General features: G+C 56.9%; 21 protein-coding genes. 6 read left to right on the forward strand and 15 right to left on the reverse strand.

Annotation, left to right across the window (positions count from 1 at the left end):
- A partial coding sequence (locus AO242_RS09600; RefSeq protein WP_141562199.1) for a transposase occupies positions 1-734 on the forward strand: 734 nt, incomplete at its 5' end.
- A gap of 371 nt (positions 735-1105) precedes the next feature.
- Here the strand turns inward: AO242_RS09600 and AO242_RS09605 are convergent.
- From AO242_RS09605 to AO242_RS09620, 4 genes are read right to left on the reverse strand one after another with little or no spacing between them, the layout of a single operon-like run.
- Positions 1106-1525, reverse strand: coding sequence for a group I truncated hemoglobin (locus AO242_RS09605; RefSeq protein WP_099268524.1), 420 nt, complete (start codon positions 1523-1525; stop codon positions 1106-1108).
- Positions 1526-1527: 2 nt separating this feature from the next.
- Positions 1528-2391 carry a DUF3034 family protein gene (locus AO242_RS09610; protein ID WP_099268525.1) on the reverse strand — a complete coding sequence of 288 codons (864 nt, stop codon included), beginning with the start codon at positions 2389-2391 and terminating at the stop codon, positions 1528-1530.
- A gap of 3 nt (positions 2392-2394) precedes the next feature.
- Positions 2395-4746, reverse strand: coding sequence for a bifunctional diguanylate cyclase/phosphodiesterase (locus AO242_RS09615; RefSeq protein ID WP_099268526.1), 2352 nt, complete (start codon positions 4744-4746; stop codon positions 2395-2397).
- Positions 4743-5414 (reverse strand): hypothetical protein, encoded by a 672-nt coding sequence (locus AO242_RS09620; RefSeq protein WP_099268527.1) that lies wholly within the window; start codon positions 5412-5414, stop codon positions 4743-4745. The genes AO242_RS09615 and AO242_RS09620 overlap by 4 nt, the downstream gene beginning before the upstream one ends.
- Positions 5415-5680: 266 nt before the next feature.
- On the opposite strand from AO242_RS09620, the gene lon reads away from it, so the two are divergent.
- The 4 genes from lon to cmoB all read left to right on the forward strand — a co-directional run bounded on the left by lon (position 5681) and on the right by cmoB (position 11279).
- Positions 5681-8101 carry an endopeptidase La gene (lon, locus tag AO242_RS09625; RefSeq protein ID WP_099268528.1) on the forward strand — a complete coding sequence of 807 codons (2421 nt, stop codon included), beginning with the start codon at positions 5681-5683 and terminating at the stop codon, positions 8099-8101.
- Between the two features lie 993 nt (positions 8102-9094).
- Positions 9095-9487, forward strand: coding sequence for a protease inhibitor I42 family protein (locus tag AO242_RS09630; RefSeq protein WP_099268529.1), 393 nt, complete (start codon positions 9095-9097; stop codon positions 9485-9487).
- 59 nt (positions 9488-9546) lie between these two features.
- Positions 9547-10323, forward strand: a complete 777-nt coding sequence (cmoA, locus tag AO242_RS09635) for a carboxy-S-adenosyl-L-methionine synthase CmoA (protein ID WP_176560598.1) — start codon at positions 9547-9549, stop codon at positions 10321-10323.
- Complete coding sequence (gene cmoB, locus AO242_RS09640; protein WP_099268531.1) at positions 10320-11279, forward strand: tRNA 5-methoxyuridine(34)/uridine 5-oxyacetic acid(34) synthase CmoB; 960 nt, start codon at positions 10320-10322, stop codon at positions 11277-11279. Before cmoA ends, cmoB begins: the two co-directional genes overlap by 4 nt.
- A 113-nt stretch (positions 11280-11392) precedes the next feature.
- Here the strand turns inward: cmoB and pdxJ are convergent, their stop codons facing one another.
- The 11 genes from pdxJ to rpoE all read right to left on the reverse strand — a co-directional run bounded on the left by pdxJ (position 11393) and on the right by rpoE (position 21772).
- A complete protein-coding gene (gene pdxJ, locus AO242_RS09645; protein ID WP_099268532.1) occupies positions 11393-12139 on the reverse strand; it encodes a pyridoxine 5'-phosphate synthase in 747 nt (248 codons plus the stop codon).
- A gap of 50 nt (positions 12140-12189) precedes the next feature.
- Complete coding sequence (recO, locus tag AO242_RS09650; RefSeq protein ID WP_373562206.1) at positions 12190-12876, reverse strand: DNA repair protein RecO; 687 nt, start codon at positions 12874-12876, stop codon at positions 12190-12192.
- A gap of 78 nt (positions 12877-12954) precedes the next feature.
- A complete protein-coding gene (gene era / locus AO242_RS09655) occupies positions 12955-13857 on the reverse strand; it encodes a GTPase Era (protein ID WP_027899779.1) in 903 nt (300 codons plus the stop codon).
- On the reverse strand, positions 13850-14539 hold the full coding sequence (gene rnc, locus AO242_RS09660; protein ID WP_027899778.1) for a ribonuclease III: 690 nt from the start codon (positions 14537-14539) through the stop codon (positions 13850-13852). The genes era and rnc overlap by 8 nt, the downstream gene beginning before the upstream one ends.
- On the reverse strand, positions 14536-14913 hold the full coding sequence (locus AO242_RS09665) for a DUF4845 domain-containing protein (RefSeq protein WP_027899777.1): 378 nt from the start codon (positions 14911-14913) through the stop codon (positions 14536-14538). The genes rnc and AO242_RS09665 overlap by 4 nt, the downstream gene beginning before the upstream one ends.
- Positions 14914-15027: 114 nt before the next feature.
- Positions 15028-15882, reverse strand: coding sequence for a signal peptidase I (gene lepB / locus AO242_RS09670; protein ID WP_027899776.1), 855 nt, complete (start codon positions 15880-15882; stop codon positions 15028-15030).
- Between the two features lie 9 nt (positions 15883-15891).
- A complete protein-coding gene (gene lepA / locus AO242_RS09675; protein WP_027899775.1) occupies positions 15892-17688 on the reverse strand; it encodes a translation elongation factor 4 in 1797 nt (598 codons plus the stop codon).
- A gap of 170 nt (positions 17689-17858) precedes the next feature.
- Positions 17859-19247 carry a DegQ family serine endoprotease gene (locus AO242_RS09680; protein ID WP_373562208.1) on the reverse strand — a complete coding sequence of 463 codons (1389 nt, stop codon included), beginning with the start codon at positions 19245-19247 and terminating at the stop codon, positions 17859-17861.
- A gap of 350 nt (positions 19248-19597) precedes the next feature.
- Positions 19598-20560, reverse strand: a complete 963-nt coding sequence (locus AO242_RS09685; RefSeq protein ID WP_099268534.1) for a MucB/RseB C-terminal domain-containing protein — start codon at positions 20558-20560, stop codon at positions 19598-19600.
- 8 nt (positions 20561-20568) lie between these two features.
- The gene (locus tag AO242_RS09690; RefSeq protein WP_027899772.1) at positions 20569-21159 is read right to left on the reverse strand and encodes a sigma-E factor negative regulatory protein; all 591 of its coding nucleotides are present in this window, start codon (positions 21157-21159) and stop codon (positions 20569-20571) included.
- 31 nt (positions 21160-21190) lie between these two features.
- Entirely contained in the window at positions 21191-21772 is a 582-nt protein-coding gene (gene rpoE / locus AO242_RS09695) for an RNA polymerase sigma factor RpoE (protein ID WP_020288878.1), read from the reverse strand.
- Between the two features lie 495 nt (positions 21773-22267).
- Here rpoE and nadB point away from each other — a divergent pair, with 495 nt between their 5' ends.
- A complete protein-coding gene (gene nadB, locus AO242_RS09700; RefSeq protein ID WP_099268535.1) occupies positions 22268-23875 on the forward strand; it encodes an L-aspartate oxidase in 1608 nt (535 codons plus the stop codon).
- The last annotated feature ends 217 nt before the right edge of the window (positions 23876-24092 follow it).

The following is a 24092-nucleotide window of genomic DNA, read 5'->3' on the forward strand; positions in this document are numbered from 1 at the left end:
GGTTGCTGCTGGAACAAGGCATTGCCATGGCGCAAGGGGCGGTGGCCCTAAGCCGAAATGTCCCACGCATACTCGAAGACGCAACCCAGCCCTTGCCAGATATGTTGCGCGAGCTGGTCGACGAACTGCTGGGCGAATGGAGTCAGCTGGGTGAACGCATCGACGTGCTGACGGGGCGTCTGGAAGCTGCCGCGCGCGAAGACGAGACAGCAAAGCGTCTAATGACGGTACGCGGCATCGGCCCCGTCATCGCCACGGCCTTGCTGGCCAAACAGACTGAGCCTGAGCGCTTCGCCAATGCACGAATGTTCGCAGCCTACTTCGGTACGGTTCCTGAGCAAAACAGCAGCGGACAAAAAACGGCCTTGCTGGCCAAACAGACTGAGCCTGAGCGCTTCGCCAATGCACGAATGTTCGCAGCCTACTTCGGTACGGTTCCTGAGCAAAACAGCAGCGGACAAAAAGTTCGTCTGGGCAAAATTTGCAAACGCGGTGATGGCTACATCCGCAGCCTTTCAATTCAGGGAGCGCACGCTGTGTTGAGGCAGGTGCGGCCTGACTCGGAACATCCGGATGATCGCCGTTTGAGACGCTGGTTAAGCCAGCATGGTCAAAAGGGAGCCGCCGTCAGATTGGCCAACCGAAACCTGCGAATCGTCTGGGTGCTGCTGCAAAACGATCAGACCTATCGTCGCCAGCCAGCGGGTTGCCAAGAGGCGACGATGAATCATTGATAAACAGAGTTCTGCCACCGGGGTGCTGGGTCACCTCAACCGCTGCTTAAGAACATTGACCCTTGGTCAGACCGACGGTCCTACTGGCCCTTTTGAGGCCTTATCGTAATTGGCATACCGCGAGCTCACCCAATGTTGGCCAGAAGCTAACGATGCTTCCTCGAATAGGCCTTATACATAGATGCAACCGGGTAGCAGTGTTCAAAAAGCGGGTTGAAAGTAGGGGCGAGTCCATACATAGGACCGGCTTATAGGACCGGCTTTAGCCGGGAGAGCGGTATTTCTGCCGAAAGATATCCTGCGAATGTTCTGACGCCCTCCCGGCTAAAGCCGGTCCTACGGGTTGTGTAGCCCTGGTCGAAGCGGGGCCACTACTTCTCGATCACTTCCCCGCGCATCGGTGCCAGCCGGGCGATCAAACGATTCTGGTTTGGTACCGAAATACCTTCGGCATCCATGGCCTTGATCAGGTTTTCAACCAGGGCATTGAAATCACTGCGCGTCAGCTTCTGGCCCTTATGGGCTTCAGCCATGGTGTCACCCGTGTACTTACACGGGCCACCCGCTTCGACACACAACTGCTCAACCAGCTTGTCGCGCAGACGCACGATATCGATTTTCTTGAAGTGCTCGCCGATACGCTCATCTTTTACCGACGTGATGAGCAAGCCCTCAACAATTCGCTGAATCCCGGCGCGCTTTCCAAGGCCTTGATAGAGGCTGTCGTCTTTAGGCGGTTGTTGGGCACAACCGACCAGCAAAATAACCAAAAACAAACTCAGCAGACGCATATTCAGAAACTCCCCTGAATGGACAGATAAGCCCCGTTCTGGTTTTCCAGCGTCGCGATTTCTCCCAGCTTCGCGTAAGCAAGCACCACGGAGAGATGTTTGTTGGGGAAATAGCCCACGAACAGATCAGCCCAATCACTCTCACCGGCGAACGACAGGTTGTCCGGTTTCTCACGATATTCCACACCAACAGCCCAGCGCGGGTTGAGCAACACGGCGACCGAACCTTCCTTGAGCACGCTACGCGAATCGCGACGATCACCGCCGAAACCCAGCAGACCAGTTTCATTGGCGCGGCTGTAACGTACGCCACCGTTGACCACCAGGTTGTAGCCGAACGCAGCCCCCATGAACAGGCGACTGGCAGTCAGGTAGCCTTCGACATCCGCATCGCGTTTGGCGCCGATGAGGCTGGGGATCAGGAAATCATTCTGGTGTTTGTATTCAATCCCGAGGGAGACCTGCGGCAGGGTGTCGTAGATCAGGTCGCCGAACAGGCGCACTTTCAGGCCGAAGATGTCCTGAGTCACGTTATCTTCAGGCAAGCTCAGATCCTTCTGCAACGTGCCCAGGTCAAAGCGCTGGTGAGCGTAGGACAGTTCGACGCGATTGCCGTAAGCGACCGACATGCCAGCTACATCCAGGGTGTAGTCCGGCAGGTCGACATGGGTTGCAAAAACGCTGGAACCCCACTCGCCCTGCTCGCCATAGCCGGTCAGCACGGCCCACGGAATAATCCCGCCGCCAGCGGCGCCCTCAATGCTCGACGCCCCACCCGTGGCGATTAAACGACCATTGTCAGCAGCCACACATTGCGTAACAGCGCACAACGCGCACCCCAGAACGATCAAAAATTTGTGGGTCATAACTCAATTAACCACCAGGCCGGGTGAAAACAGGGACTTGGCCATCCAGGCTTCGAAGGCGACGGCGGGCAACGGACGGCTGATTAGATAGCCCTGAGCCGTGTCGCAGTGCCAACGCTCCAGTAACTTGAGACTGTGTTCGTACTCGACGCCCTCCGCGACCACCTTTAGCCCCAGGTTGTGGCTCATCTCAATGGTAGAACGCACGATCACCGCGTCCTCGCTGGTTTCATCCAGGTTGCGAATGAACGATTGGTCAATTTTCAACTCCTGCACCGGCATACGCTTGAGATGTGCCAGTGACGAATAGCCTGTACCGAAGTCATCCACCGACAGGCTGATGCCAAGATCGCGCAAGCGGTTAAGTACGATCAGTGCCTGCGCAGGCTCGCGCATGATGGCGCTTTCGGTGATTTCGAAAATGAGTTGTTCCGCTGGCACGCCGTATAACTTGAGCAGTTTCACGACTCGGTCCACGAGTTGGTCACCGTGCAGGTCATCGGCAGAGATATTGACCGACACCTGCAAGTGCAGGCCTCGCCTGCTCCATTCTGCCAACTGGCGCATGCACTCTTCGATGACCCAGTTGGTCAGCAACTGAATGCTACCCGTGCGCTCGGCCAGCACGATGAACTCGGCAGGTGAGACATTACCGAACTGCGGATGTGTCCAGCGCAACAGGGCTTCAGCCTGATGCACCGTCCCTTGCCGAATATCCAGCTTGGGCTGGTAATGCAGCAGCAGCTCACCTTTTTTCGCGGCATGCCGAAGGTCACGAATCAGGCTGATCTGACGCTGGTGAGCAAGATCGCGACCGTCCTGATAGACCTGCAAACGGCCTGGCAGATTCACGGCATCCTGACGTGCGATCGCGGCGCGTTTAAGCAGTTCTTCAGAAGAATCGCCCTGCTCGGGATAGCTGGCAATGCCGATACTGCATTCCAGCGTCACGTCATTGCTGTCCACCTGTTGAGGTTGACCCAACATGCGTTGCAGTTGATCGGCCCGCCCCACCGCACCGTCACTACCAGTGTGGTCGAGCAACACCAGAAACTCATTGGCCGTCAGCCGCGCAAGCGTGTCACCAGGCTGCAAGATATCCTGCAAGCGCTTGCCGATCTGTTGCATCAATTGGTCGACACCTGCTGAGCCACACGAATCGCTGATCGCCAGATAGTTATCGATACTCAAATACAACAAGGTCATGGAGCGCTGAGCCGTGATGGAACTGCTCAGGCGCTCCATGGCAAGTGCGCGATTGGGTAAGCCGGTCAGCGGATCATGCAGTGCGTTGTGTGCCAGTTGATCTTCGCGAACGGCAATGCCTTGCTGCATCGTATTGATGGCAGAGGCCAACTGACCCAACTCATCGCTGCGGGCCAGTGTGACGGGTGTTTTGTAATCGCCCTCGCCAATACGTCTGGCAGCCTCGGCCAACACCTGAACCGGTTGTGAAACACTGCGCGCCAGGCCCAGCGTGCCGATCAACGAAGCCAGCAGCGCGACGATCGAAATCCAGAAGATTTTTTCGTCCAGAGGCGCGAACGCCAACATGGCTTTATCCATCGGGCTTTGCAGCAGCGCGAACACTTGCTCCTGACTCCCGTCGATACTGTCCAGCACCATCGTCTGACTGAGGAAACTCAGGCCACCATGCTCGGTGGTGTGCATATGATCTTCAGCAGGATTGAGCATCAGCGCTATCAGGCTATCATCCAGCTCTGCCGGTTGCGTGCTGATCAAGCGTCCGGGCTTACCGTTCTCGACAGTAAGGAACGAAACTTCCAGGCCGCTGAGCGAGCGCAGAGACTGGGCAAGCTCGGCGTCCATGCTGAAACCCATGACCACTCGGCCGATCGGCAGTGGTGCAAGGACGGTGCTTTCGACCAGCAGATGCGGCACGCCGCCACCCGGGACTATCACCGTCGACTGACCCTTACGACGCGCATCGCGCAAGGTCTGGTCAAACGGGAATTTGCTGCCCTCAACAATGCCCGGCATGGTGCTGGCTATGACGGTGCCGTCCATGCCCAGCAGAAACATGTCGTTGGCATTGATCCGACTGCCGTGGTTGAGCAACACGGAGCGAATAGTCAATGCATCAGAACTGGCGACCGCATCACGAAAGCCGAAGTCGGCCGAAACCAGTTGCACGCCGTCACGCAGCCGCTTGCCACGCATGTCCATGACGTCGGCGAACACACGAGCACCCACCTCCAGCTGGGTCTGCGCCTGGGATCTGACCGCGTCCCCGGTTGCAGCCTTGACGGCGAGAAACACTGCGACCACCACAACCAGCAGTAACGCAATAAGCACGCAGGCTATTCGGGCCTGAAAGCTGGTGCGCAGGTTCATTGGTGGGCAGCTTTATGAAAAGCATCGCCGAACGTGTCAGCGGCAGGTGCCGAGGATTTCTCGTCTTCTCCTGGCTCCACTTTCAGCCTGAAGTCCTTGCTCAGTCCCGCGGCAGGCACCTCAAAGTCGCCGCCACTGGTCGGCTGCATATCAATGGTCTTGGGGTGCCACAAGGTCGCCGAATAATGCCCGGCCGACATATCCTCGAATTTCACTACACCATTGGCATCACTGACCGCGAACCAGGGCTCATCGGTGACATAGATGTAGCCCACCATCCAGTCATGAATGTTGCAGCCCAGCACAACTACGCCCGGCTTGTCGAACAGCAGCGGATCGGAAGGCGTGCCGCTGTAAAGGCGCAGTTCAAAGCGCTTGGCCGGAGAAAATGAATAAACCTGATGGCGAATGTTGTCGCTGTTGGGGAATTTGACTTCAGTGTTGCTGTGCACGGCCAATACCCGCGGCGCAAACTCCTGATCACGCTGGTCCATGTTCGCCTTGAGTACGACGGCAGTTTTGCCCGGCGGCCCTTGCAGGGTCAGGACAGCGTTTGGCAGGGGCTTGCCCTCTTGATCGACGACGCGAGCAGTCAGCGTGGCCGCCGGAGCAGCCACTGCGAACGCCCAACAGCCGACCAAAACGAACAGCGAAGCAAATTTATTCATAAGCTCAATCCACATCGGCAAAGCCGGATAAAACCACGCCAGCCTTGGCAACGAAGGGTCTTGTTCGCAGCGTAGCTGCGGTCAGACAGAAGATCACGCGCCGAGAAGAGGCATTTAGCCATCACCGCTCAGTAATCGACGAAAGGTTGTTACTGTGCCCTGAATGGCTTGTTTTTCCTTCCTCTCAATAGGCTATCGACAGAAGCCATTGAAACCTGAGCGCGACTGCCCCATCTAAGCACCATGTTCAATTGTGCAGGTGCCCCATGAGCGACCAGCAAGCAGACTCACAAGATTTGTCAGACGACGTAGAAGCCGAGCCCGAAGTGACACTGAGCTCCACCAGCACCTCGCTCGCATTGCCAGGGCAGAACCTGCCGGACAAGGTCTATATCATCCCGATTCACAACCGCCCCTTCTTCCCGGCTCAAGTATTGCCGGTGATAGTCAACGAAGAGCCCTGGGCTGAGACCCTGGAGCTGGTCAGCAAGTCTGATCACCACTCGCTGGCGCTTTTCTTCATGGACACACCGCCGGAAGATCCACGGCACTTCAATACCGGGGCTTTGCCGGAGTACGGCACGCTGGTCAAGGTGCATCACGCCAGCCGTGAAAACGGCAAACTGCAATTTGTCGCCCAGGGCCTGAGCCGGGTTCGGATCAAGACCTGGTTAAAGCATCATCGTCCGCCGTATCTGGTGGAGGTCGAATATCCGCATCAGCCCAATGAGCCAACCGACGAGGTCAAGGCCTATGGCATGGCCTTGATCAACGCCATCAAGGAGCTGCTGCCGCTCAATCCGCTTTACAGCGAAGAGCTGAAAAACTACCTCAACCGCTTCAGCCCCAACGATCCGTCGCCGCTGACTGACTTCGCCGCTGCGCTGACTTCAGCGACCGGTGTCGAGTTGCAGCAGGTCCTCGACTGCGTTCCGATGCTCAAACGCATGGAAAAAGTCTTGCCCATGCTGCGCAAGGAAGTCGAAGTCGCACGTCTGCAAAAGGAAATCTCCGCGGAGGTGAACCGCAAGATCGGTGAACACCAGCGCGAGTTCTTCCTCAAGGAGCAGCTCAAGGTCATCCAGCAGGAGCTGGGCCTGAGCAAAGACGACCGTAGTGCGGACATCGAGCAGTTCGAGGCCCGTCTGGAAGGCAAAACCTTGCCCGCGCAGGCCCGCAAACGCATCGATGAAGAAATCAACAAACTCAAAGTGCTGGAAACCGGCTCTCCGGAATATGCGGTCACCCGTAACTATCTGGACTGGGCCAGCTCGGTGCCGTGGGGTGTCTTCGGTAAAGACAAACTGGACCTCAAGCACGCCCGCAAAGTGCTGGACCAACACCACGCGGGTCTGGACGACATCAAGACCCGGATCCTCGAATTCCTTGCGGTCGGTGCCTACAAAGGCGAGATCAGTGGTTCGATCGTGTTGCTGGTGGGCCCGCCGGGCGTCGGCAAGACCAGTGTCGGACGTTCGATTGCTGAATCGCTAGGCCGACCTTTCTATCGCTTCAGTGTCGGCGGCATGCGCGACGAGGCCGAGATCAAGGGCCATCGCCGCACCTACATTGGCGCTCAACCCGGCAAGCTGGTGCAGGCGCTCAAGGATATGGAGGTGATGAACCCGGTCATCATGCTCGATGAAATCGACAAGATGGGCCAGAGCTTCCAGGGCGACCCGGCGTCAGCGTTGCTGGAAACCCTCGATCCCGAACAGAACGTTGAATTCCTCGATCACTACCTGGATCTGCGTCTGGACCTGTCGAAAGTGCTGTTCGTCTGCACTGCCAACACCCTGGACTCGATCCCCGGCCCTCTGCTGGACCGGATGGAAGTGATTCGCCTGTCGGGTTACATCACCGAAGAAAAGATGGCGATTGCCAAGCGTCACCTGTGGCCCAAGCAACTGGAAAAGGCTGGGGTGTCCAAGGGCAGCCTGAGCATCAGCGACACGGCTCTGCGTTCGATCATTGAAGGTTATGCGCGGGAAGCGGGTGTGCGGCAGTTGGAAAAACAACTGAGCAAAGTCGTGCGCAAGGCAGTGGTGAAATTGATCGACGCGCCCAAGTCGACGATCAAGGTTGGCCCAAAAGATCTGGAAGCCTCGCTGGGCATGCCGGTCTTTCGTAACGAGCAAGTACTGGCGGGTACCGGCGTTATCACCGGTCTGGCCTGGACCAGCATGGGCGGCGCGACCCTGCCGATCGAAGCAACGCGGATTCACACCCTCAATCGTGGTTTCAAACTCACGGGGCAATTGGGTGAGGTGATGAAAGAGTCGGCAGAAATCGCTTACAGCTACGTCAGTTCGAACCTCAAGCAATTTGGCGGCGATCCGACTTTCTTTGACGAAGCGTTCGTGCATCTGCACGTTCCCGAAGGTGCGACGCCAAAAGACGGCCCGAGCGCCGGGGTGACCATGGCCAGTGCCTTGCTGTCTCTGGCTCGCAACCAGGCGCCGAAGAAAGGCGTGGCAATGACGGGCGAACTGACGCTGACCGGGCATGTACTACCGATTGGCGGCGTGCGAGAGAAAGTCATCGCGGCCCGCCGACAGAAGATCAACGAACTGATCCTGCCCGAGCCTAACCGCGGCAACTTCGAGGAGCTGCCGGACTATCTGAAGGAAGGGATTACCGTGCACTTCGCCAAGCGCTTTGCGGATGTGGCAAAGGTGTTGTTCTGACCCTGACACCGCGCTACCCGGTAGGACCCAACTTGTTCGCGAGGCGTCAAACCTGTCCCACCGCGTCAAACCTCTCGGCAACAAGTTACCTCCTACCGGACACGTCAATACCCGGTAGAAGCGAACTTGTTCGCGAGGCGTCAGACCTGAAACAGCGCGTCAAACCTCTCGGCAACAAGTTACCTCCTACCGGACACGTCACTACCCGGTAGGAGCGAACTTGTTCGCGAGGCGTCAGACCTGTCCCACCGCGTCAAACCTCTCGGCAACGAGTTACCTCCTACCGGACACGTCACTAACCGGTAGGAGCGAACTTGTTCGCGAGGCGTCAAACCTGTCACACCGCGTCAAACCTCTCGGCAACAAGTTACCTTCTACCGGACACGTCACTACCCGGTAGGAGCGAACTTGTTCGCGAGGCGTCAGACCTGTCCCACCGCGTCAAACCCTCTCGGCAACAAGTTACCTCCTACCGGACACGTCACTAACCGGTAGGAGCGAACTTGTTCGCGAGGCGTCAGACCTGTCCCACCGCGTCAACTCTCGGCAACAAGTTACCTCCTACCGGACACGTCACTACCCGGTAGGAGCGAACTTGTTCGCGAGGCGTCAGACCTGAACCACCGCGTCAACTCTCGGCAACAAGTTACCTCCTACCGGACACGTCACTAACCGGTAGGAGCGAACTTGTTCGCGAGGCGTCAGAACTGAACCACCGCGTCAAACCTCTCGGCAACAAGTTACCTCCTACCGGACACGTCACTAACCGGTAGGAGCGAACTTGTTCGCGAGGCGTCAGACCTGAACCACCGCGTCAACTCTCGGCAACAAGTTACCTCCTACCGGACACGTCACTACCCGGTAGGAGCGAACTTGTTCGCGAGGCGTCAGACCTGTCCCACCGCGTCAAACCCTCTCGCCAACAAGCTAACTCTCTCCCACACCCATAATTCATCGGTTATGCTCCGGTCTCGTTTGAAGACCGGAGCCACCATGCCCACTGCCCGTCTGCTAGCCCTGCTAAGCCTGTCGCTGCTCACTGCCTGTGCGCAGCAACCCAAACATATCGTCACCCTCGAAGATCAAAGCGACTGCCCACTGCCCCTCAAAACGGGCCAGACGTTGATACTGAGTTTGCCCAGCTCGCCCACCACCGGTTATCGCTGGCAGATCCAGGACGCTGCGTCGTCAATTCTGCGCAGTCTCGGCCCTGAGGTTTATAACAACTCAGGTGACAAGAACATGGTCGGTAGCGCTGGCCAATCGGTGTGGCGCTATCAGGCGTCGACTGCCGGAACCGGTCGCCTGCTGATGATTTATCAACAGCCCTGGGCCCCGGAAATACCACCGGAACAGACCTTCGACTGCACCATTACCGTCAACTGAAGAGGTTTTGCTGTCGTTCGATGAGATGAGGTTTCAGCCGAGGCGCGGATTTGGCTAAAATGCCGCACTTTTCAGCCCCCGCCGGAACCACCGTGAGCAAAGAACCCGACCGCATTTTCGCCCAGCCCCTTGCCCAGGTGCCGGACTTCGCCTTCAACGAAGACGTGGTGCGGGTCTTCCCGGACATGATCAAGCGTTCGGTGCCCGGCTATCCGACGATTGTCGAAAACCTTGGCGTGCTCTCCGCGCAATTCGCCCAACCCAACAGCGTGCTGTATGACCTGGGCAGTTCACTCGGCGCTGTCACGCAAGCCTTGCGCCGCCATGTGCGGGTCGAAGGGTGCAAAGTGATCGCAGTGGATAACTCGGCCGCCATGGTCGAGCGCTGCCGGGAATACCTGAATGCGCAGGACTCGATGTTTCAGGAGTTGCTGCCGGTACAAGTGATTGATGGCGACATTCTGGCCCTTGAGTTTCAGCCTGCTTCAGTGGTCGCACTCAATTTCACTCTGCAATTCATCGCCCCCGAGCAGCGCCTGGCTTTGCTGAGCCGTATTCGTCAGGCACTTATCCCCGGCGGCGCGCTGATTCTGTCCGAAAAGCTGCGTTTCAATGATGAGCAGGAACATGCGTTGCTCACCGACCTGCACATCGCGTTCAAGCGTGCCAACGGCTACAGCGAGCTGGAAATCGCCCAGAAGCGCAGCGCGATCGAAAACGTGATGAAACCCGACAGCCTCGAAGAACACCGCCAACGCCTGCTCGACGCGGGCTTTTCCAAGGTGGTGCCGTGGTTCCAGTGCCTTAACTTTGCCTCGTTGATTGCCCTGCCATGATTGATCTTGCCCCACTGGTCCGCCGTCTGGCGGGCACTCCTCTGGCTGAATGGGCCAACGGCCTGCAGGCTCAACTCGACACGAAAATGGCCAAGGGTCATGGCGACCTGGAGCGCTGGCAAGGTGCCCTCAATGCGCTGCCGGACTTAGTACCGTCGCGTGTCGAACTCAAGGACAGCTTTACCCTCGACGTCGATTGTGACGATGAGACCCGGACACAAACCCGTACAGCTTTGATGGGGCTATCTCCCTGGCGCAAAGGCCCGTTCGATGTATTCGGCGTGCACATTGATACCGAGTGGCGTTCAGACTGGAAGTGGTCGCGTGTCTCGCCGCACCTGAACCTCAAGGGCAAGCGCGTGCTGGATGTGGGTTGTGGCAACGGCTACTACCAATGGCGCATGCTGGGTGCCGGGGCTGACAGCGTGATCGGTGTCGATCCGAACTGGCTGTTTTTCTGTCAGTTCCAGGCCATGCAGAAATACCTGCCCGACTTACCGGCGTGGCATCTGCCGTTTGCCCTGGAGGACCTGCCCCCGCGTCTGGAAGGCTTCGACACAGTGTTTTCCATGGGCGTGTTGTATCACCGCAAGTCGCCCATTGATCACTTGCTGGCGCTCAAGGATTGTCTGGTCAAAGGTGGCGAACTGGTGCTCGAAACCATGGTGGTGGAAGGCGACGTGCATCAGGTGCTTGTCCCGGAAGATCGCTACTCACAGATGCGAAACGTGTGGTTCCTGCCTTCTGTGCCCGCCCTCGAATTGTGGCTACGCCGCGCAGGCTTCGTGGATGTGCGTTGCGTGGATGTCAGCGTGACCACTGTTGAGGAACAACGCGGTACGGAGTGGATGCGCTACCAGTCGCTGAGCGACTTCCTTGACCCGGACGATCACAGCAAAACCGTGGAAGGCCTGCCAGCGCCGATGCGCGCGGTGATTGTGGGGCGTAAGCCTTAGATCTCTACATCACTAAACCTGTAGGAGTGAGCTTGCTCGCGATAGCTTCAGATTAGTCAAATCACATTTCGGCTGATACCGGATCGCGAGCAAGCTCACTCCTACAGATAGGGTTAACCTTTATAAGCCGCCGTAACAATCAACGCTTTCATCTCTGCCACAGCAGCCTTGAAACCCACGAACAGCGCATGGGCCACCAATGCGTGGCCGATGTTAAGTTCGTTGATGCCCTTGATCGCCGCCACGGCTTCAACGTTGTGGTAATGCAGGCCGTGACCGGCATTGACGATCAAGCCTTCGCTCCAGCCAAAAGCCACGCCATCAGCAATCCGCTGCAGCTCTTCAGCGACTTCAGTAGGCGTTTGAGCATCTGCATAGCGGCCAGTATGTAACTCGATAGCCGGAGCGCCTACACGCCTGGAAGCGGCAATCTGTTGCTCATCGGCATCGATAAACAGCGACACTTCACAGCCAATCCTGCTCAAACGCTCAACCGCCGCCTTGATCCGGGCTTCTTGCCCTGCAACGTCCAGACCGCCCTCAGTGGTAAGCTCCTGACGTGTTTCCGGTACAAGGCAAACGTGAGCCGGACGGATACGCTCGGCAAATGCGAGCATCTCATCGGTAACGCCCATTTCGAAGTTCATGCGGGTCTGCAACACATCCTTGAGCAGCAGAACGTCGCGCTCCTGAATGTGACGACGGTCTTCACGCAAATGCACGGTGATGCCATCTGCACCCGCCTCTTCAGCGTCCAGCGCGGCCTTGACCGGATCCGGGTAACGCGTACCGCGGGCCTGACGCAAGGTGGCAACATGGTCGATGTTTACGCCAAGAAGGATGCGAGTGCTGTGAGTCACGGGTGTCTCCTGAAATATGATCGAAACAGGTCGGTGAGCATAAAGCCTGGTTACGGCTTGCGAAACAGTTCGCGACTGACCAATGGGCGGCCGCCCAGATGTACAGCCAGCGCCTGACGCATCAGTCGCTTGGCAGCGGACAAAGCACCCGGAGCACTCCAGTCGGCTTGCGCCATAGCCAGCAACTCGGTGCCATTGAACAATCCTGGCTGTAACAGATACACCTGTTCAAGCCCCGCATCCACTTGCAGCCGATACATGCCCATGGCATCCAGTGGTTCGCCATTGATGTCGACATCCAGCGCGAAGCCGTAGCCCAGATCATCCAGCAGACGCCATTCGAAGGAGCGCAGCAATGGCTCCAGCGGTCGCCCCTCTGCCAGGGCTTGCAACGTTGCGGCGTAGTGATCGAACACGGCGGGATGGGGGTCTTCGGCAGGCAACAGGCGGATCAGCAGTTCGTTGAGGTAAAGCCCGCTGAACAATGCATCACCCACCATCCAGCTGGCGACGCCGGAGCTTTCCATACGCCCGACATTTTTCAGCTCGCCACGGCCACGGAATTCCACTTCCAGCGGGACAAACGGCCGCGCCAATGTCCCCGCCTTGCCGCGCGCACTGCGCAGCACTGCACGCAAGCGACCTTGAGGCGTGAGGAAGTCCACCAGCGCGCTGTTTTCACGGTACGCCCGGCTGTGCAACACGTAAGCAGGTTGGCCGACTGGCACGCTGATCATTTCAGGGCGGCTCGAGAGAAGCGAAGGCGTTCAGGCAATCCGGTACCGCCGCACGGGCAGTACCGGACAGATCAGGATTTACAGGTCGCCGTAGCCAAGCGAACGCAGGGCGCGTTCGTCATCGGACCAGCCGCCTTTGACTTTGACCCAAAGATTGAGCATGACCTTGGAGTCGAACAGCAACTCCATGTCGCGGCGCGCTTCAGTGCCGATACGCTTGATGCGATCGCCCTTGTCGCCAATGATGATTTTCTTCTGGCCGTCACGCTCAACAAGAATCAAGGCATGGATATGCAGGGTTTTGCCCTGCTGCTTGAATTCTTCGATTTCCACGGTGATCTGGTAAGGCAGCTCGGCACCCAACTGGCGCATGATCTTCTCACGGACCAGCTCGGCGGCGAGGAAGCGGCTGCTGCGGTCGGTGATCTGGTCTTCCGGGAAGAAGTGATCGTTTTCCGGCAGGTGCGAAGCAATCAAACTTTCCAGCGCGTCAAGATTGTGCCCGTGTTGCGCGGAAATCGGCACGATGGACGCATTCGGCAGCTGGCCTTGCAGCCACTCCAGATGCGGCATCAGCTCAGCCTTGTCTTCGATCCGGTCGGTCTTGTTGATCGCCAGGATCAGTGGGCCCTGAACATACTGCACGCGTTCGAGAACCATCTGGTCTTCGTCGGTCCAGCGGGTACGGTCAACCACGAAGATGACAACATCAACGTCTTTCAACGCAGCCGAGGCCGTCTTGTTCATGTAGCGATTGAGCGCCTTCTCGCCATTCTTGTGCATGCCCGGTGTATCGACGTAGATAGCCTGCACAGCGCCTTCGGTCTTGATGCCCAGCATGTTGTGGCGAGTGGTCTGCGGCTTGCGCGAGGTAATCGCCAGCTTCTGACCAAGAATGTGGTTGAGCAGCGTAGATTTGCCCACGTTCGGGCGGCCGACGATGGCAACGTAGCCACAGCGTGTTGCGGTTGAATCAGTCATGGCCGTTCTCCACGCCAAGGGCAATGAGTGCTGCGGCCGCTGCTACCTGTTCGGCAATACGACGGCTGACACCCTGACCCCGGCTTTTTTCATTCAATAAGGTGATCTCGCATTCGACAAAAAATGTCCGGCAATGCGGTTCGCCCTGGATATCCACCACTTCGTAACGCGGCAGCTCACAGGCACGCGACTGCAGAAACTCCTGCAATCGGGTTTTTGGATCTTTGTTGGTGTCGACCAGCGTCAGGCTGTCGAACTCCGTGGTCAGCCAGGCCAGCACGCGTTCGCGAGCCATCTCCATGCCTGCATCCAGATAAATCGCACCAATCAGCGCCTCAAGGGCGTCGGCCAGAATCGACTCACGACGGAAGCCGCCGCTCTTCAATTCGCCAGACCCGAGGCGCAGGTACTCACCCAGATCAAAACCGCGGGCCAGCAAGGCCAGGGTTTCGCCTTTCACCAGACGCGCTCGCAGACGCGACAACTGGCCTTCACGTGCCTGCGGGAAGCGGTCAAACAGCGCTTCACCCGCAACGAAGTTCAGAATGGCATCACCGAGGAACTCCAGACGCTCATTATTGCGACCGGCGAAGCTACGGTGAGTCAGGGCCAGGACCATCAGTTCCTGATCCTTGAAGGTATAGCCGAGCTGACGCTCCAGGCGACTCAAGGAAACGCTCACGGTTTACCCACGCTGATGGTGTCGTCGAACATGACCACCAGATCAATGTTGCGGATCAATGGTTCACGTTGTTCATATTTCAAATGGGCAACGAACCTGTTGTTCACTACCGTCACGCTTAACGCCTTGTTCAAATCCACATCCCGAATACTGTTGACCTGCATATTCTTCCCGACATAGCTGTAAAAATCGCTGATCGTAGTGATTTCCAGAGCAGGGTTGCTGTCGACCGCATTAATGATTTTCTTCATCTCCCTGTTATCCAGGTAATGCGGGACCAGCTTGAAAGCCACACTCAGTGCGAAAATCCCCAGCGCTGCCGCCAGCAATACTCCTGTAAACGACCATCCCTTTTGCGAACCGGCGAACGTCATGTACGACTCCAAGGATAGCTCGTCACTGCACTCGCAGATGTTCCCACCAGTCGCAGCACATTTTTCGAGCAACCCAAATGACATACGGCGCTGTAGAAAACAGCGCCGTATTGATTACTTTATCAACCCAACCCGCGAGAAGTTAGGGAAGTGACTCAGTTTTGGCTCAGGCCAGCTCATCCATACGGCAAAGGCTTTGCCGACGATGTTCTTGTCCGGAACCATACCCAGCTCATCCTTGGGAATATTGGGATCATCCCAGTAGCGGCTGTCGTTGGAGTTGTCGCGGTTGTCGCCCATCATGAAGTAATGGCCGGCCGGCACTGTCCACTCGTGGTCAGGCTGCGCACGGTAACGAGTCATTTCCTGACGGATCTGATGCTCGACTTCACCCAGCTTCTCGCTGTACAGCTCTGCACTGCCCAGAGTTCCGGGCTCAGTACCGATCAGTTGCTTGGCAACCAGCTCACCGTTGATGAAAAGCTTCTTGTCACCGGTGTAGCGGATCCGGTCACCCGGTAAACCGATTACACGCTTGATGTAGTTGACGCTCGGGTCGCTCGGGTAGCGGAACACCATAACGTCACCGTGTTTCGGTTCGCCGATCGAGATCACTTTCTCATCGATGACCGGCAAGCGAATCCCGTAAGAGAACTTGTTCACCAGGATGAAGTCACCTACCCGCAGCGTCGGAATCATCGACCCGGAGGGTATCTGAAACGGCTCGACCAGAAACGAACGCAGCACCAGGACGATGAACAGTACCGGGAAGAACGATTTGCCGTATTCAACCAGCAAAGGTTCCTTGTTCAGGCGCTCTACCACCGCAACATCCGGCTGGCTGACACTGCCTTGATACGTTGTGATGGCAGTCCGGCGACGAGGAGCCAGGATGACCAGATCAAGCAACGCCAGCAAACCGCAGACGAATACAGCGATGACCAGCAACAGCGGGAAATTTAGTGACATAGGACCTGACTATTCCAACCTGAGCACTGCAAGGAAAGCTTCTTGTGGAATTTCCACGTTGCCGACCTGCTTCATGCGTTTCTTACCGGCCTTTTGCTTCTCAAGCAATTTACGTTTCCGGCTGACGTCGCCGCCGTAACATTTGGCCAATACGTTCTTTCTGAGTGCCTTGACGGTCGTACGCGCAATGATCTGACCACCAATGGCAGCCTGAATCGCTACGTCGAACATCTGCCGAGGAATCAGCTCTTTCATTTTCTCGGTCAACGCACGGCCTTTGTAAGCCGCGTTGTCACGGTGCACGATCAGCGCCAGTGCATCGACCTTCTCGGCGTTGATCAGGACGTCCAGCTTCACCAGATTCGCGGACTGATAACGGTCGAAATGATAGTCCAGCGATGCATAACCACGGCTTACCGATTTGAGACGGTCGAAGAAGTCCAGAACCACTTCGTTCATCGGCAAATCGTAGGTCACTTGCACCTGAGTACCAAGGAACAGCATGTCGTGCTGAACACCACGCTTCTCGATACACAGAGTAATGACGTTACCAAGGTGTTCCTGCGGCACAAGAATATTTGCCCGAACGATAGGTTCGCGCATGTCTTCTACAGCGGAAAGGTCTGGAAGCTTGGACGGGTTATCGACATAAATCGTTTCACCGGTCTTGAGCAACAGCTCGAAGATAACCGTCGGCGCTGTGGTGATCAGGTCCAGATCGTACTCGCGCTCCAGACGCTCCTGGATGATCTCCATGTGCAGCATGCCGAGGAAGCCGCAACGGAAGCCGAAGCCCAGTGCGTCAGAGCTTTCTGGCGAATACTGCAAGGACGAGTCATTCAGCGTCAGCTTTTGCAGCGCTTCGCGGAAGTCTTCAAAGTCATCGGAGCTGACCGGGAACAGACCAGCGTAAACCTGCGGCTGAATGCGTTTGAAACCGGGCAGGACTTCAACATCCGGCGTGGTGCTCAACGTCAGCGTGTCACCGACCGGCGCGCCGTGAATGTCTTTGATGCCGGCGATGATGAAACCTACTTCGCCGGCTTTCAGGTCAACGGTGGCGGTGTGCTTGGGGCTGAAAACGCCCACGCTGTCGACCAGGTGCATCTTGCCGGTGGACTTCACGAGGATCTTGTCGCCCTTTCTCACCCGGCCGTGACGGACACGCACCAGGGAGACAACGCCCAGGTAGTTGTCGAACCACGAGTCGATGATCAACGCTTGCAGCGGATCTTCGATGTTGCCGGTAGGTGCAGGAATGGTGTGAACCAGACGCTCCAGTACCTCAGCAACGCCCATGCCGCTCTTGGCGCTGCACGCCACGGCATCGGTGGCGTCAATGCCGATGATCTTCTCGATTTCGTCCTTGACGCGGTCCGGATCGGCCTGCGGCAAGTCCATCTTGTTCAGGACCGGCATGACCTCAAGGCCCTGCTCGATGGCGGTGTAGCAGTTGGCAACAGACTGTGCCTCAACGCCTTGACCGGCATCCACAACCAGCAACGCACCTTCGCACGCGGCCAGGGAACGGCTGACTTCATAGGTGAAGTCGACGTGACCCGGGGTGTCGATGAAGTTCAGCTGGTAGGTTTTACCGTCATTGGCCTTGTAGTGCAGCGTAACGCTGTGGGCCTTGATGGTGATCCCGCGCTCACGCTCGAGATCCATGGAGTCAAGTACCTGAGCTTCCATTTCACGCTCGGACAAGCCGCCGCACATTTGAATGAAGCGGTCGGCCAGCGTCGACTTGCCATGGTCAATGTGGGCGATGATGGAGAAATTACGGATATGACTCAAATCACTCACGGATCAACACTCAAAAAGGTTGCAGGCAGATTGCCCGCCGAAAAATAGCCGGGAATTGTACCTGAACTAACGCTTGGGCGTCACGTTCAGCGGCGACAGGATCAACATTAGAGCGCACACCGCGCACAAAAAAGGGCGGTAAGCACCGCCCTTTTCGCTGATCGACCCGACTATTCAGCCAGCTTGAAGGTGATGAAGCTCGCACGCCCCTGACGCAGTACGCGCATGGAAACCGAGCGATTCTTCGGCAAGCCTTTGGCAATTTCGGTGAAGTTCTTCGCCGAGCTGATGGCCTGATTGTTCAAGTGGGTAATCACATCGCCAGCCTGCAAGCCGATGAGAGCCGCCGGACCGTCGGTCACTTCCTTGATGACGACACCACCCTTGAGTTCAAGCGTCTTCTGCTGCTCAGCGGTCAAGTCCACAACCGATACACCCAGACGATTGCTGCTGCGCTCGGCGCCAGCAGCATCCCCGGCGCCCATTTCCTGACCTTCGTCAGGCAACGCACCTACGGTGACGTTCAGGGTCTGGCGTTTACCGTCGCGAATAATACCCAACTCAGCCTTGCTGCCATCTTTGAGATTGCCAATCAGGTGCGGCAAATCAGCCGACATCACGATAGGCGTGCCATTGGCACTCAGGATCACGTCGCCCACCTGCAGGCCACCCTTCGCAGCCGGACCATTGTCGAGGACTTGCGCAACCAGTGCACCGGCAGGCTTGTCCAGACCGAAGGATTCAGCCAGGTCTTTGTTGACCTCTTGAATCACAACCCCCAGCCAGCCACGGTTTACCTTGCCGCTGGCCTTGATCTGATTGGCAACATCCAGCGCTACGTCGATAGGAATCGCGAACGACAGCCCCATGAAGCCACCGGAGCGAGTGAAAATCTGCGAGTTGATGCCGACCACCTCGCCCGCCATGTTGAACAGCGGACCACCGGAGTTACCCGGGTTGATCGCCACGTCGGTCTGGATGAACGGCACGTATGTGTCGTTAGGCAGACTACGGCCCTTGGCGCTGACGATACCTTTGGTCACGGAATGGTCAAAACCGAACGGCGAACCGATCGCCAGCACCCACTCGCCGACCTTCAGTTTCTCGGAGTTGCCGAGTTTGACGGTTGGCAGGTCTTTGCCTTCGATCTTCAATACCGCCACGTCAGTACGTGGATCAGTGCCAACCAGCTTGGCTTTGAGTTCGCTGCGATCGGACAGACGAACCAGAATCTCGTCAGCGCCGTCGATCACGTGGTTATTGGTCAACACATAACCATCAGCCGAGATAATGAACCCGGAGCCTAGAGATTGCGCTTCACGCTGACGATCTCCACGACCCGAACCAGGCGGACGGGAGCCAGGCGGAACGCTGCGCTCAAGAAACTCGCGCAACATCGGCGGCAGGCCTTCAAGGTCAGGCATTTGATTCTGGGCGACCGAACGCTCGGGCATTTTCTGCCGGGTACTGATATTCACGACGGCCGGCGAGGCTTGCTCTACGAGCGTGGTGAAGTCCGGCAGCGACTCGGCCTGAGCGGAGACGACTTGCCCGAGCATCAGCACGGCAGCAAATAGTGAAAGATAGGATTTCAAGCTTGGTATAGACATACGGCTCCCGTTCACAACGAGCAGAGTTAAGCAGTACAGACCGAAAGGCCCAATGAGCCTGCGTCCATGGCACTCGACCGAGTGCATATTTCCAGCAGCCATTTCCCTGACCCGGAAACAACAAAGGCCAGAGCTGCAAGGCTGTGACCTATAGAAAAAAACGAGAGTTTTTGCAACCTGGAAACCTCACCAAACATTTCGGCGAACTGACCAGAAATCCTGCAAAGGCTTGCTGTGCGGCTTGCCGAGCCCAAGATGAAACCTTCTACATCTTGGGCTCGAACCAGCACTTTTACGACCTACTTCTTGCTGGCTTGCAGATCGGTGCTGCGTAGCGAAAGCGCCACTCGCTCAGCGGTACCGATGGGCACTTCACCGACCACCGTCACCAACACATCGCCTTTAGGTGTCGTCAATCGACGAGACACGGCCACCGTAGGACCAAGCTGGGTACGCGTATCAGTCACCGCAGCGCCACTGATTGGCTCTACGAAAACCGAAAACCGGGCAATACCGTCGTCATACATCAGGTTACTGACCTGGACGCTGGTAGCCGGGTCTTTACGGACTGCACTGCTGCTGAGTTCAAAACCAGGCGGCATCCACTCCAGATGCCAAGGTGCCGGATTTTTCGAAGCTTCAGGCCTGGACTTGGCGACGTCCACTGCTTTGCAATCAGCACTGGCTTGCAACGCATGATCATCAGGGACGCTGGCAGTATCGAATTCGGTGAATTGAAAACGCTCCAGTAGTTGCCCTTTTTCGCTCAACAACAACGATTTGAGAGGCAAACCGGTTTCATCATCGAGGTGTAGTTCGATGCCGTAGCGATGCTGATCTTTAGGGCTCAAGGCAATGATTTTTGCCGCACGGCCCGCCACACGAGAGGTACCGACAACTTTCATGTCGTACCAGGCAGAGAGCTTTTTAGCATCGTATGCATGAACTGCAGAATCGGGGACATTAGACACTCCAGCCTCGAGAGTGCCGCTGACGCATTGGGTTATCCCATCAACGCGCAACACTTCCTGAGCAGAACCGTCCAGTTGAAGCAGACGCTCACGAACCTTGCCATCGGTGACCCGATGCCAGATTCGGTGAGTGGAGAAACTACCGTTTCGTTCGTAAACGAAGGTACCTTGAAAGCTTTGCTGCTGCTCAGCCTGCGCAAGACGCTTTAGCGAATCTTGCGCTTCATCGGCGTGAGCGGGGAGGACAAGCCATCCACCAAGCAACAAAGGCAATAGAGGGATGGCGCGCATGATCCTCCTTAACGGTTTTCCAGGCTTGCAGCACGTGCGTAAGGCAGAGCGCTTTCAGTGCCTTTCAACGCAGCTTGCTGAGCATGTTGACGCAAGTAACCTGGCAGACGCTGGTCCTGCCCGGACTGACCTTGCAAAACACCATTGACCATCGGGCCTTGCGCAGGCTCGCTGCTCTCAGTGTAGCCAGCCAGTACGGCCGGACCTTTCACTTGCGGTACAGACATGCTGGCAGGCTGTGGAGCCTGTTGTGCAAGCTGTGCACCGGCGATGTCGTCCTGATTGTACAAACGTACACCAGCCAATACCGCTACGGTAACCGACGCTGCAACTGCCAGACGACCCAGGCTACGCCATGGACCACGAGCAGCTTTCAACGGGCTGACTTCATCGGCGATCGCGGCAGAAACTGCAGCCGTGATATCCAAGTGAGGGATCAACAGCTCTTTGTGCATCGCTGCACGAGCAATTTGATAACGCGACCATGTGGCGCGTGTATCCGCATCGTCAATGGCATTCAGTACCCGACGTAATTCCAGTTCGTCCGCTTCGTTATCCATCACTGCGGACAGCGATTCCTGCAGGGCTTCACGACTCATGGCGGTTCCTCTCTTGGCTATCGCCGCTGTCTCAGGATTCCTGCAACAACGGCTGCAGGGCTTTATCGATGGCTTCCCGAGCCCGGAAAATCCGAGAACGTACGGTACCCACCGGACATTGCATGACGCTGGCAATGTCTTCGTAACTCAGACCGTCGAACTCACGTAAAGTTAGGGCAGTACGTAAATCTTCCGGGAGAAGCTGGATAGTTCGATGGACAGTTCCCTCGATCTCATCCCTTAACAATGCACGCTCCGGCGACTCGATGTCCTTGAGGCCGTGATCGCCATCGTAGAACTCCGCGTCTTCAGACCTTACATCGCTATCAGGTGGTCGCCGACCGCGCGACACCAGATAGTTCTTCGCCGTGTTAATGGCGATGCGGTACAGCCACGTATAAAAGGCGCTGTCACCGCGAAAGTTTCCGAGCGCACGATAAGCCTTGATAAAAGCCTCTTGCGCTACGTCTTGAGCTTCATGGGTGTCGTGCACGAAACGCACGATCAACCCGAGAATCTTGTGCTGATACTTCAGCACCAACAGATCAAAAGCTCGCTTGTCGCCACGCTGAACGCGCTCGACCAGCTGCTGATCTTCTTCCTGGGTTAGCATGAACACTCCTCATGAAGCTTGAAGGAGCGCTGTACCAGCCAGTCTGTCGGCTTGCATACATAGACTCGGGCATCTCGCAAAAGTTCTCCCCTCCAGGCAAGTTTCCTGTGGACGCTCAATGGTCCGCACGGAAAAACGCAGCTCGAACCATGTCGGCTGCGCGAATAATCTAGTCGTCGAATTCGCTGGTGATAGCTTGATCAGCCCACTCAAAGCCGACGCCGTCCCTCTACAGGCAACCAGCTATTGAACCCGAGTGATCATAAAAAGTTCCCGAAGTTCGATAGCAGTTGTGAGACCAATAACACTCCGTACGTAGGAAGATAGCCGCAGCATTCAGCAATCTACGACCCAACTGACGCTAAACGGTATGCATTCAGACACGGACTGGAGCACAATCCGGGCCCTTCATAGTTCCACATTGCCATAAAGGCGCGGCTATTGTGCCGCTACACCCTTACTTATACTAGTGGCCGCAGCGTGCGGAATTCATAGATGAGCAAACATTTTCAACACGACGTACTAGTGATCGGCAGCGGCGCAGCAGGCTTGAGCCTCGCACTGACATTACCTGCTCATTTACGCATCGCGGTTCTGAGCAAGGGTGAGCTGGCCAATGGCTCTACGTTCTGGGCTCAGGGCGGCGTTGCGGCAGTTCTCGATCAAAGCGACACGGTGCAATCCCATGTAGAGGACACGCTCGATGCAGGCGGCGGACTGTGCAATGAAGACGCGGTGCGTTTTACCGTCGAACACAGTCGCGAAGCGATTCAGTGGCTTATCGATCAAGGCGTCCCCTTCACTCGCGAAGACCATTCGAGCCCTGAAGACACCGGCTTCGAATTCCATCTGACCCGTGAGGGTGGTCACAGTCATCGGCGCATCATTCACGCGGCAGATGCCACTGGCGCAGCAATTTTCACGACATTGCTGGAGCAGGCCAGATCACGACCCAATATCGAATTACTCGAACAAAGGGTCGCCATCGACCTGATCACTGAACGCCGCCTTGGCCTGGACGGACAACGCTGCCTCGGCGCCTATGTACTCAATCGCAGCAGCGGCGAAGTCGACACTTATGGTGCACGCTTCACTGTCCTGGCCTCCGGCGGCGCAGCCAAAGTCTACCTCTACACCAGTAACCCGGATGGCGCGTGCGGTGATGGTATCGCCATGGCCTGGCGGTCTGGTTGCCGGGTAGCCAATCTGGAATTCAACCAGTTTCACCCTACCTGCCTCTATCACCCGCAGGCCAAAAGCTTCCTGGTAACTGAAGCGCTACGTGGTGAAGGCGCCCACCTCAAACTGCCCAACGGCGAACGCTTCATGCAACGCTTCGATCCCCGTGCCGAACTGGCCCCTCGAGACATCGTCGCCCGCGCCATCGACCACGAGATGAAGCGCCTTGGCATCGATTGCGTCTATCTGGACATCAGCCATAAGCCTGAAGCCTTCATCAAGGGTCATTTCCCGACGGTCTATGAACGTTGCCTGGAGTTCGCCATCGACATCACCCGCCAGCCGATCCCGGTGGTACCCGCCGCGCATTACACCTGTGGCGGCGTGATTGTGGATTATCGCGGTCGTACCGACGTACCCAACCTGTACGCGATTGGCGAAACCAGTTGCACGGGTTTGCACGGTGCCAATCGCATGGCAAGTAACTCGCTGCTTGAGTGCTTCGTCTACGCCCGCTCGGCGGCGGCAGACATTCTCGAACAACTGCCGCAGATCCCGGACGTTGCGCCTTTGCCGATGTGGGATGCCAGCCAGGTGACCGACTCCGACGAAGACGTGATCATCGCTCACAACTGGGATGAGCTGCGGCGCTTCATGTGGGACTACGTGGGGATCGTAAGAACCAACAAGCGTTTGCAGCGCGCTCAACACCGAGTGCGCCTGCTGCTTGATGAAATCGATGAGTTCTACAGCAACTACAAAGTCAGCAGAGACCTTATCGAACTGAGGAATCTTGCACAGGTCGCCGAACTGATGATCAGGTCAGCCATGGAGCGCAAAGAGTCTCGCGGCCTCCATTACACGCTGGACTATCCAGACATGCTGCCAAAGGCGAAGGATACGATCCTTACACCAAAAAAATGAGGCACGCAGAAGCTCCTGCCGTACACCGCTCGATCGCCTTTAAAAAGTTCGGCGCTCAGTTTTCTCAGCCTCTAGAGTCCTTATAGTACGCCTGCGATGCCCCTTATCGCGATCGCTCCTGAGCGGACCTCTGCAAGGGCATACAGGGGAAACTAGGTGAGTAAAGTCGATGAGGTAGTCGCTTAGATTTTTCCGTCAGATATCCGCAGCCCCCCCT

The sequence above is a fragment of the Pseudomonas sp. ICMP 561 genome (assembly GCF_002699985.1).
Taxonomy (GTDB): domain Bacteria; phylum Pseudomonadota; class Gammaproteobacteria; order Pseudomonadales; family Pseudomonadaceae; genus Aquipseudomonas; species Aquipseudomonas quasicaspiana.

Bases quoted from the DNA above. Each gene is read 5' to 3' on its own strand.
- AO242_RS09605 (WP_099268524.1), bottom strand. From the start codon at position 1,525: ATGCGTCTGCTGAGTTTGTTTTTGGTTATTTTGCTGGTCGGTTGTGCC.
- AO242_RS09610 (WP_099268525.1), bottom strand. From the start codon at position 2,391: ATGACCCACAAATTTTTGATCGTTCTGGGGTGCGCGTTGTGCGCTGTT.
- AO242_RS09615 (WP_099268526.1), bottom strand. From the start codon at position 4,746: ATGAACCTGCGCACCAGCTTTCAGGCCCGAATAGCCTGCGTGCTTATT.
- AO242_RS09620 (WP_099268527.1), bottom strand. From the start codon at position 5,414: ATGAATAAATTTGCTTCGCTGTTCGTTTTGGTCGGCTGTTGGGCGTTC.
- lon (WP_099268528.1), top strand. From the start codon at position 5,681: ATGAGCGACCAGCAAGCAGACTCACAAGATTTGTCAGACGACGTAGAA.
- AO242_RS09630 (WP_099268529.1), top strand. From the start codon at position 9,095: ATGCCCACTGCCCGTCTGCTAGCCCTGCTAAGCCTGTCGCTGCTCACT.
- cmoA (WP_176560598.1), top strand. From the start codon at position 9,547: ATGCCGCACTTTTCAGCCCCCGCCGGAACCACCGTGAGCAAAGAACCC.
- cmoB (WP_099268531.1), top strand. From the start codon at position 10,320: ATGATTGATCTTGCCCCACTGGTCCGCCGTCTGGCGGGCACTCCTCTG.
- recO (WP_373562206.1), bottom strand. From the start codon at position 12,876: ATGATCAGCGTGCCAGTCGGCCAACCTGCTTACGTGTTGCACAGCCGG.
- era (WP_027899779.1), bottom strand. From the start codon at position 13,857: ATGACTGATTCAACCGCAACACGCTGTGGCTACGTTGCCATCGTCGGC.
- AO242_RS09665 (WP_027899777.1), bottom strand. From the start codon at position 14,913: ATGACGTTCGCCGGTTCGCAAAAGGGATGGTCGTTTACAGGAGTATTG.
- lepB (WP_027899776.1), bottom strand. From the start codon at position 15,882: ATGTCACTAAATTTCCCGCTGTTGCTGGTCATCGCTGTATTCGTCTGC.
- AO242_RS09680 (WP_373562208.1), bottom strand. From the start codon at position 19,247: ATGCTCGGGCAAGTCGTCTCCGCTCAGGCCGAGTCGCTGCCGGACTTC.
- AO242_RS09685 (WP_099268534.1), bottom strand. From the start codon at position 20,560: ATGCGCGCCATCCCTCTATTGCCTTTGTTGCTTGGTGGATGGCTTGTC.
- AO242_RS09690 (WP_027899772.1), bottom strand. From the start codon at position 21,159: ATGAGTCGTGAAGCCCTGCAGGAATCGCTGTCCGCAGTGATGGATAAC.
- rpoE (WP_020288878.1), bottom strand. From the start codon at position 21,772: ATGCTAACCCAGGAAGAAGATCAGCAGCTGGTCGAGCGCGTTCAGCGT.
- nadB (WP_099268535.1), top strand. From the start codon at position 22,268: ATGAGCAAACATTTTCAACACGACGTACTAGTGATCGGCAGCGGCGCA.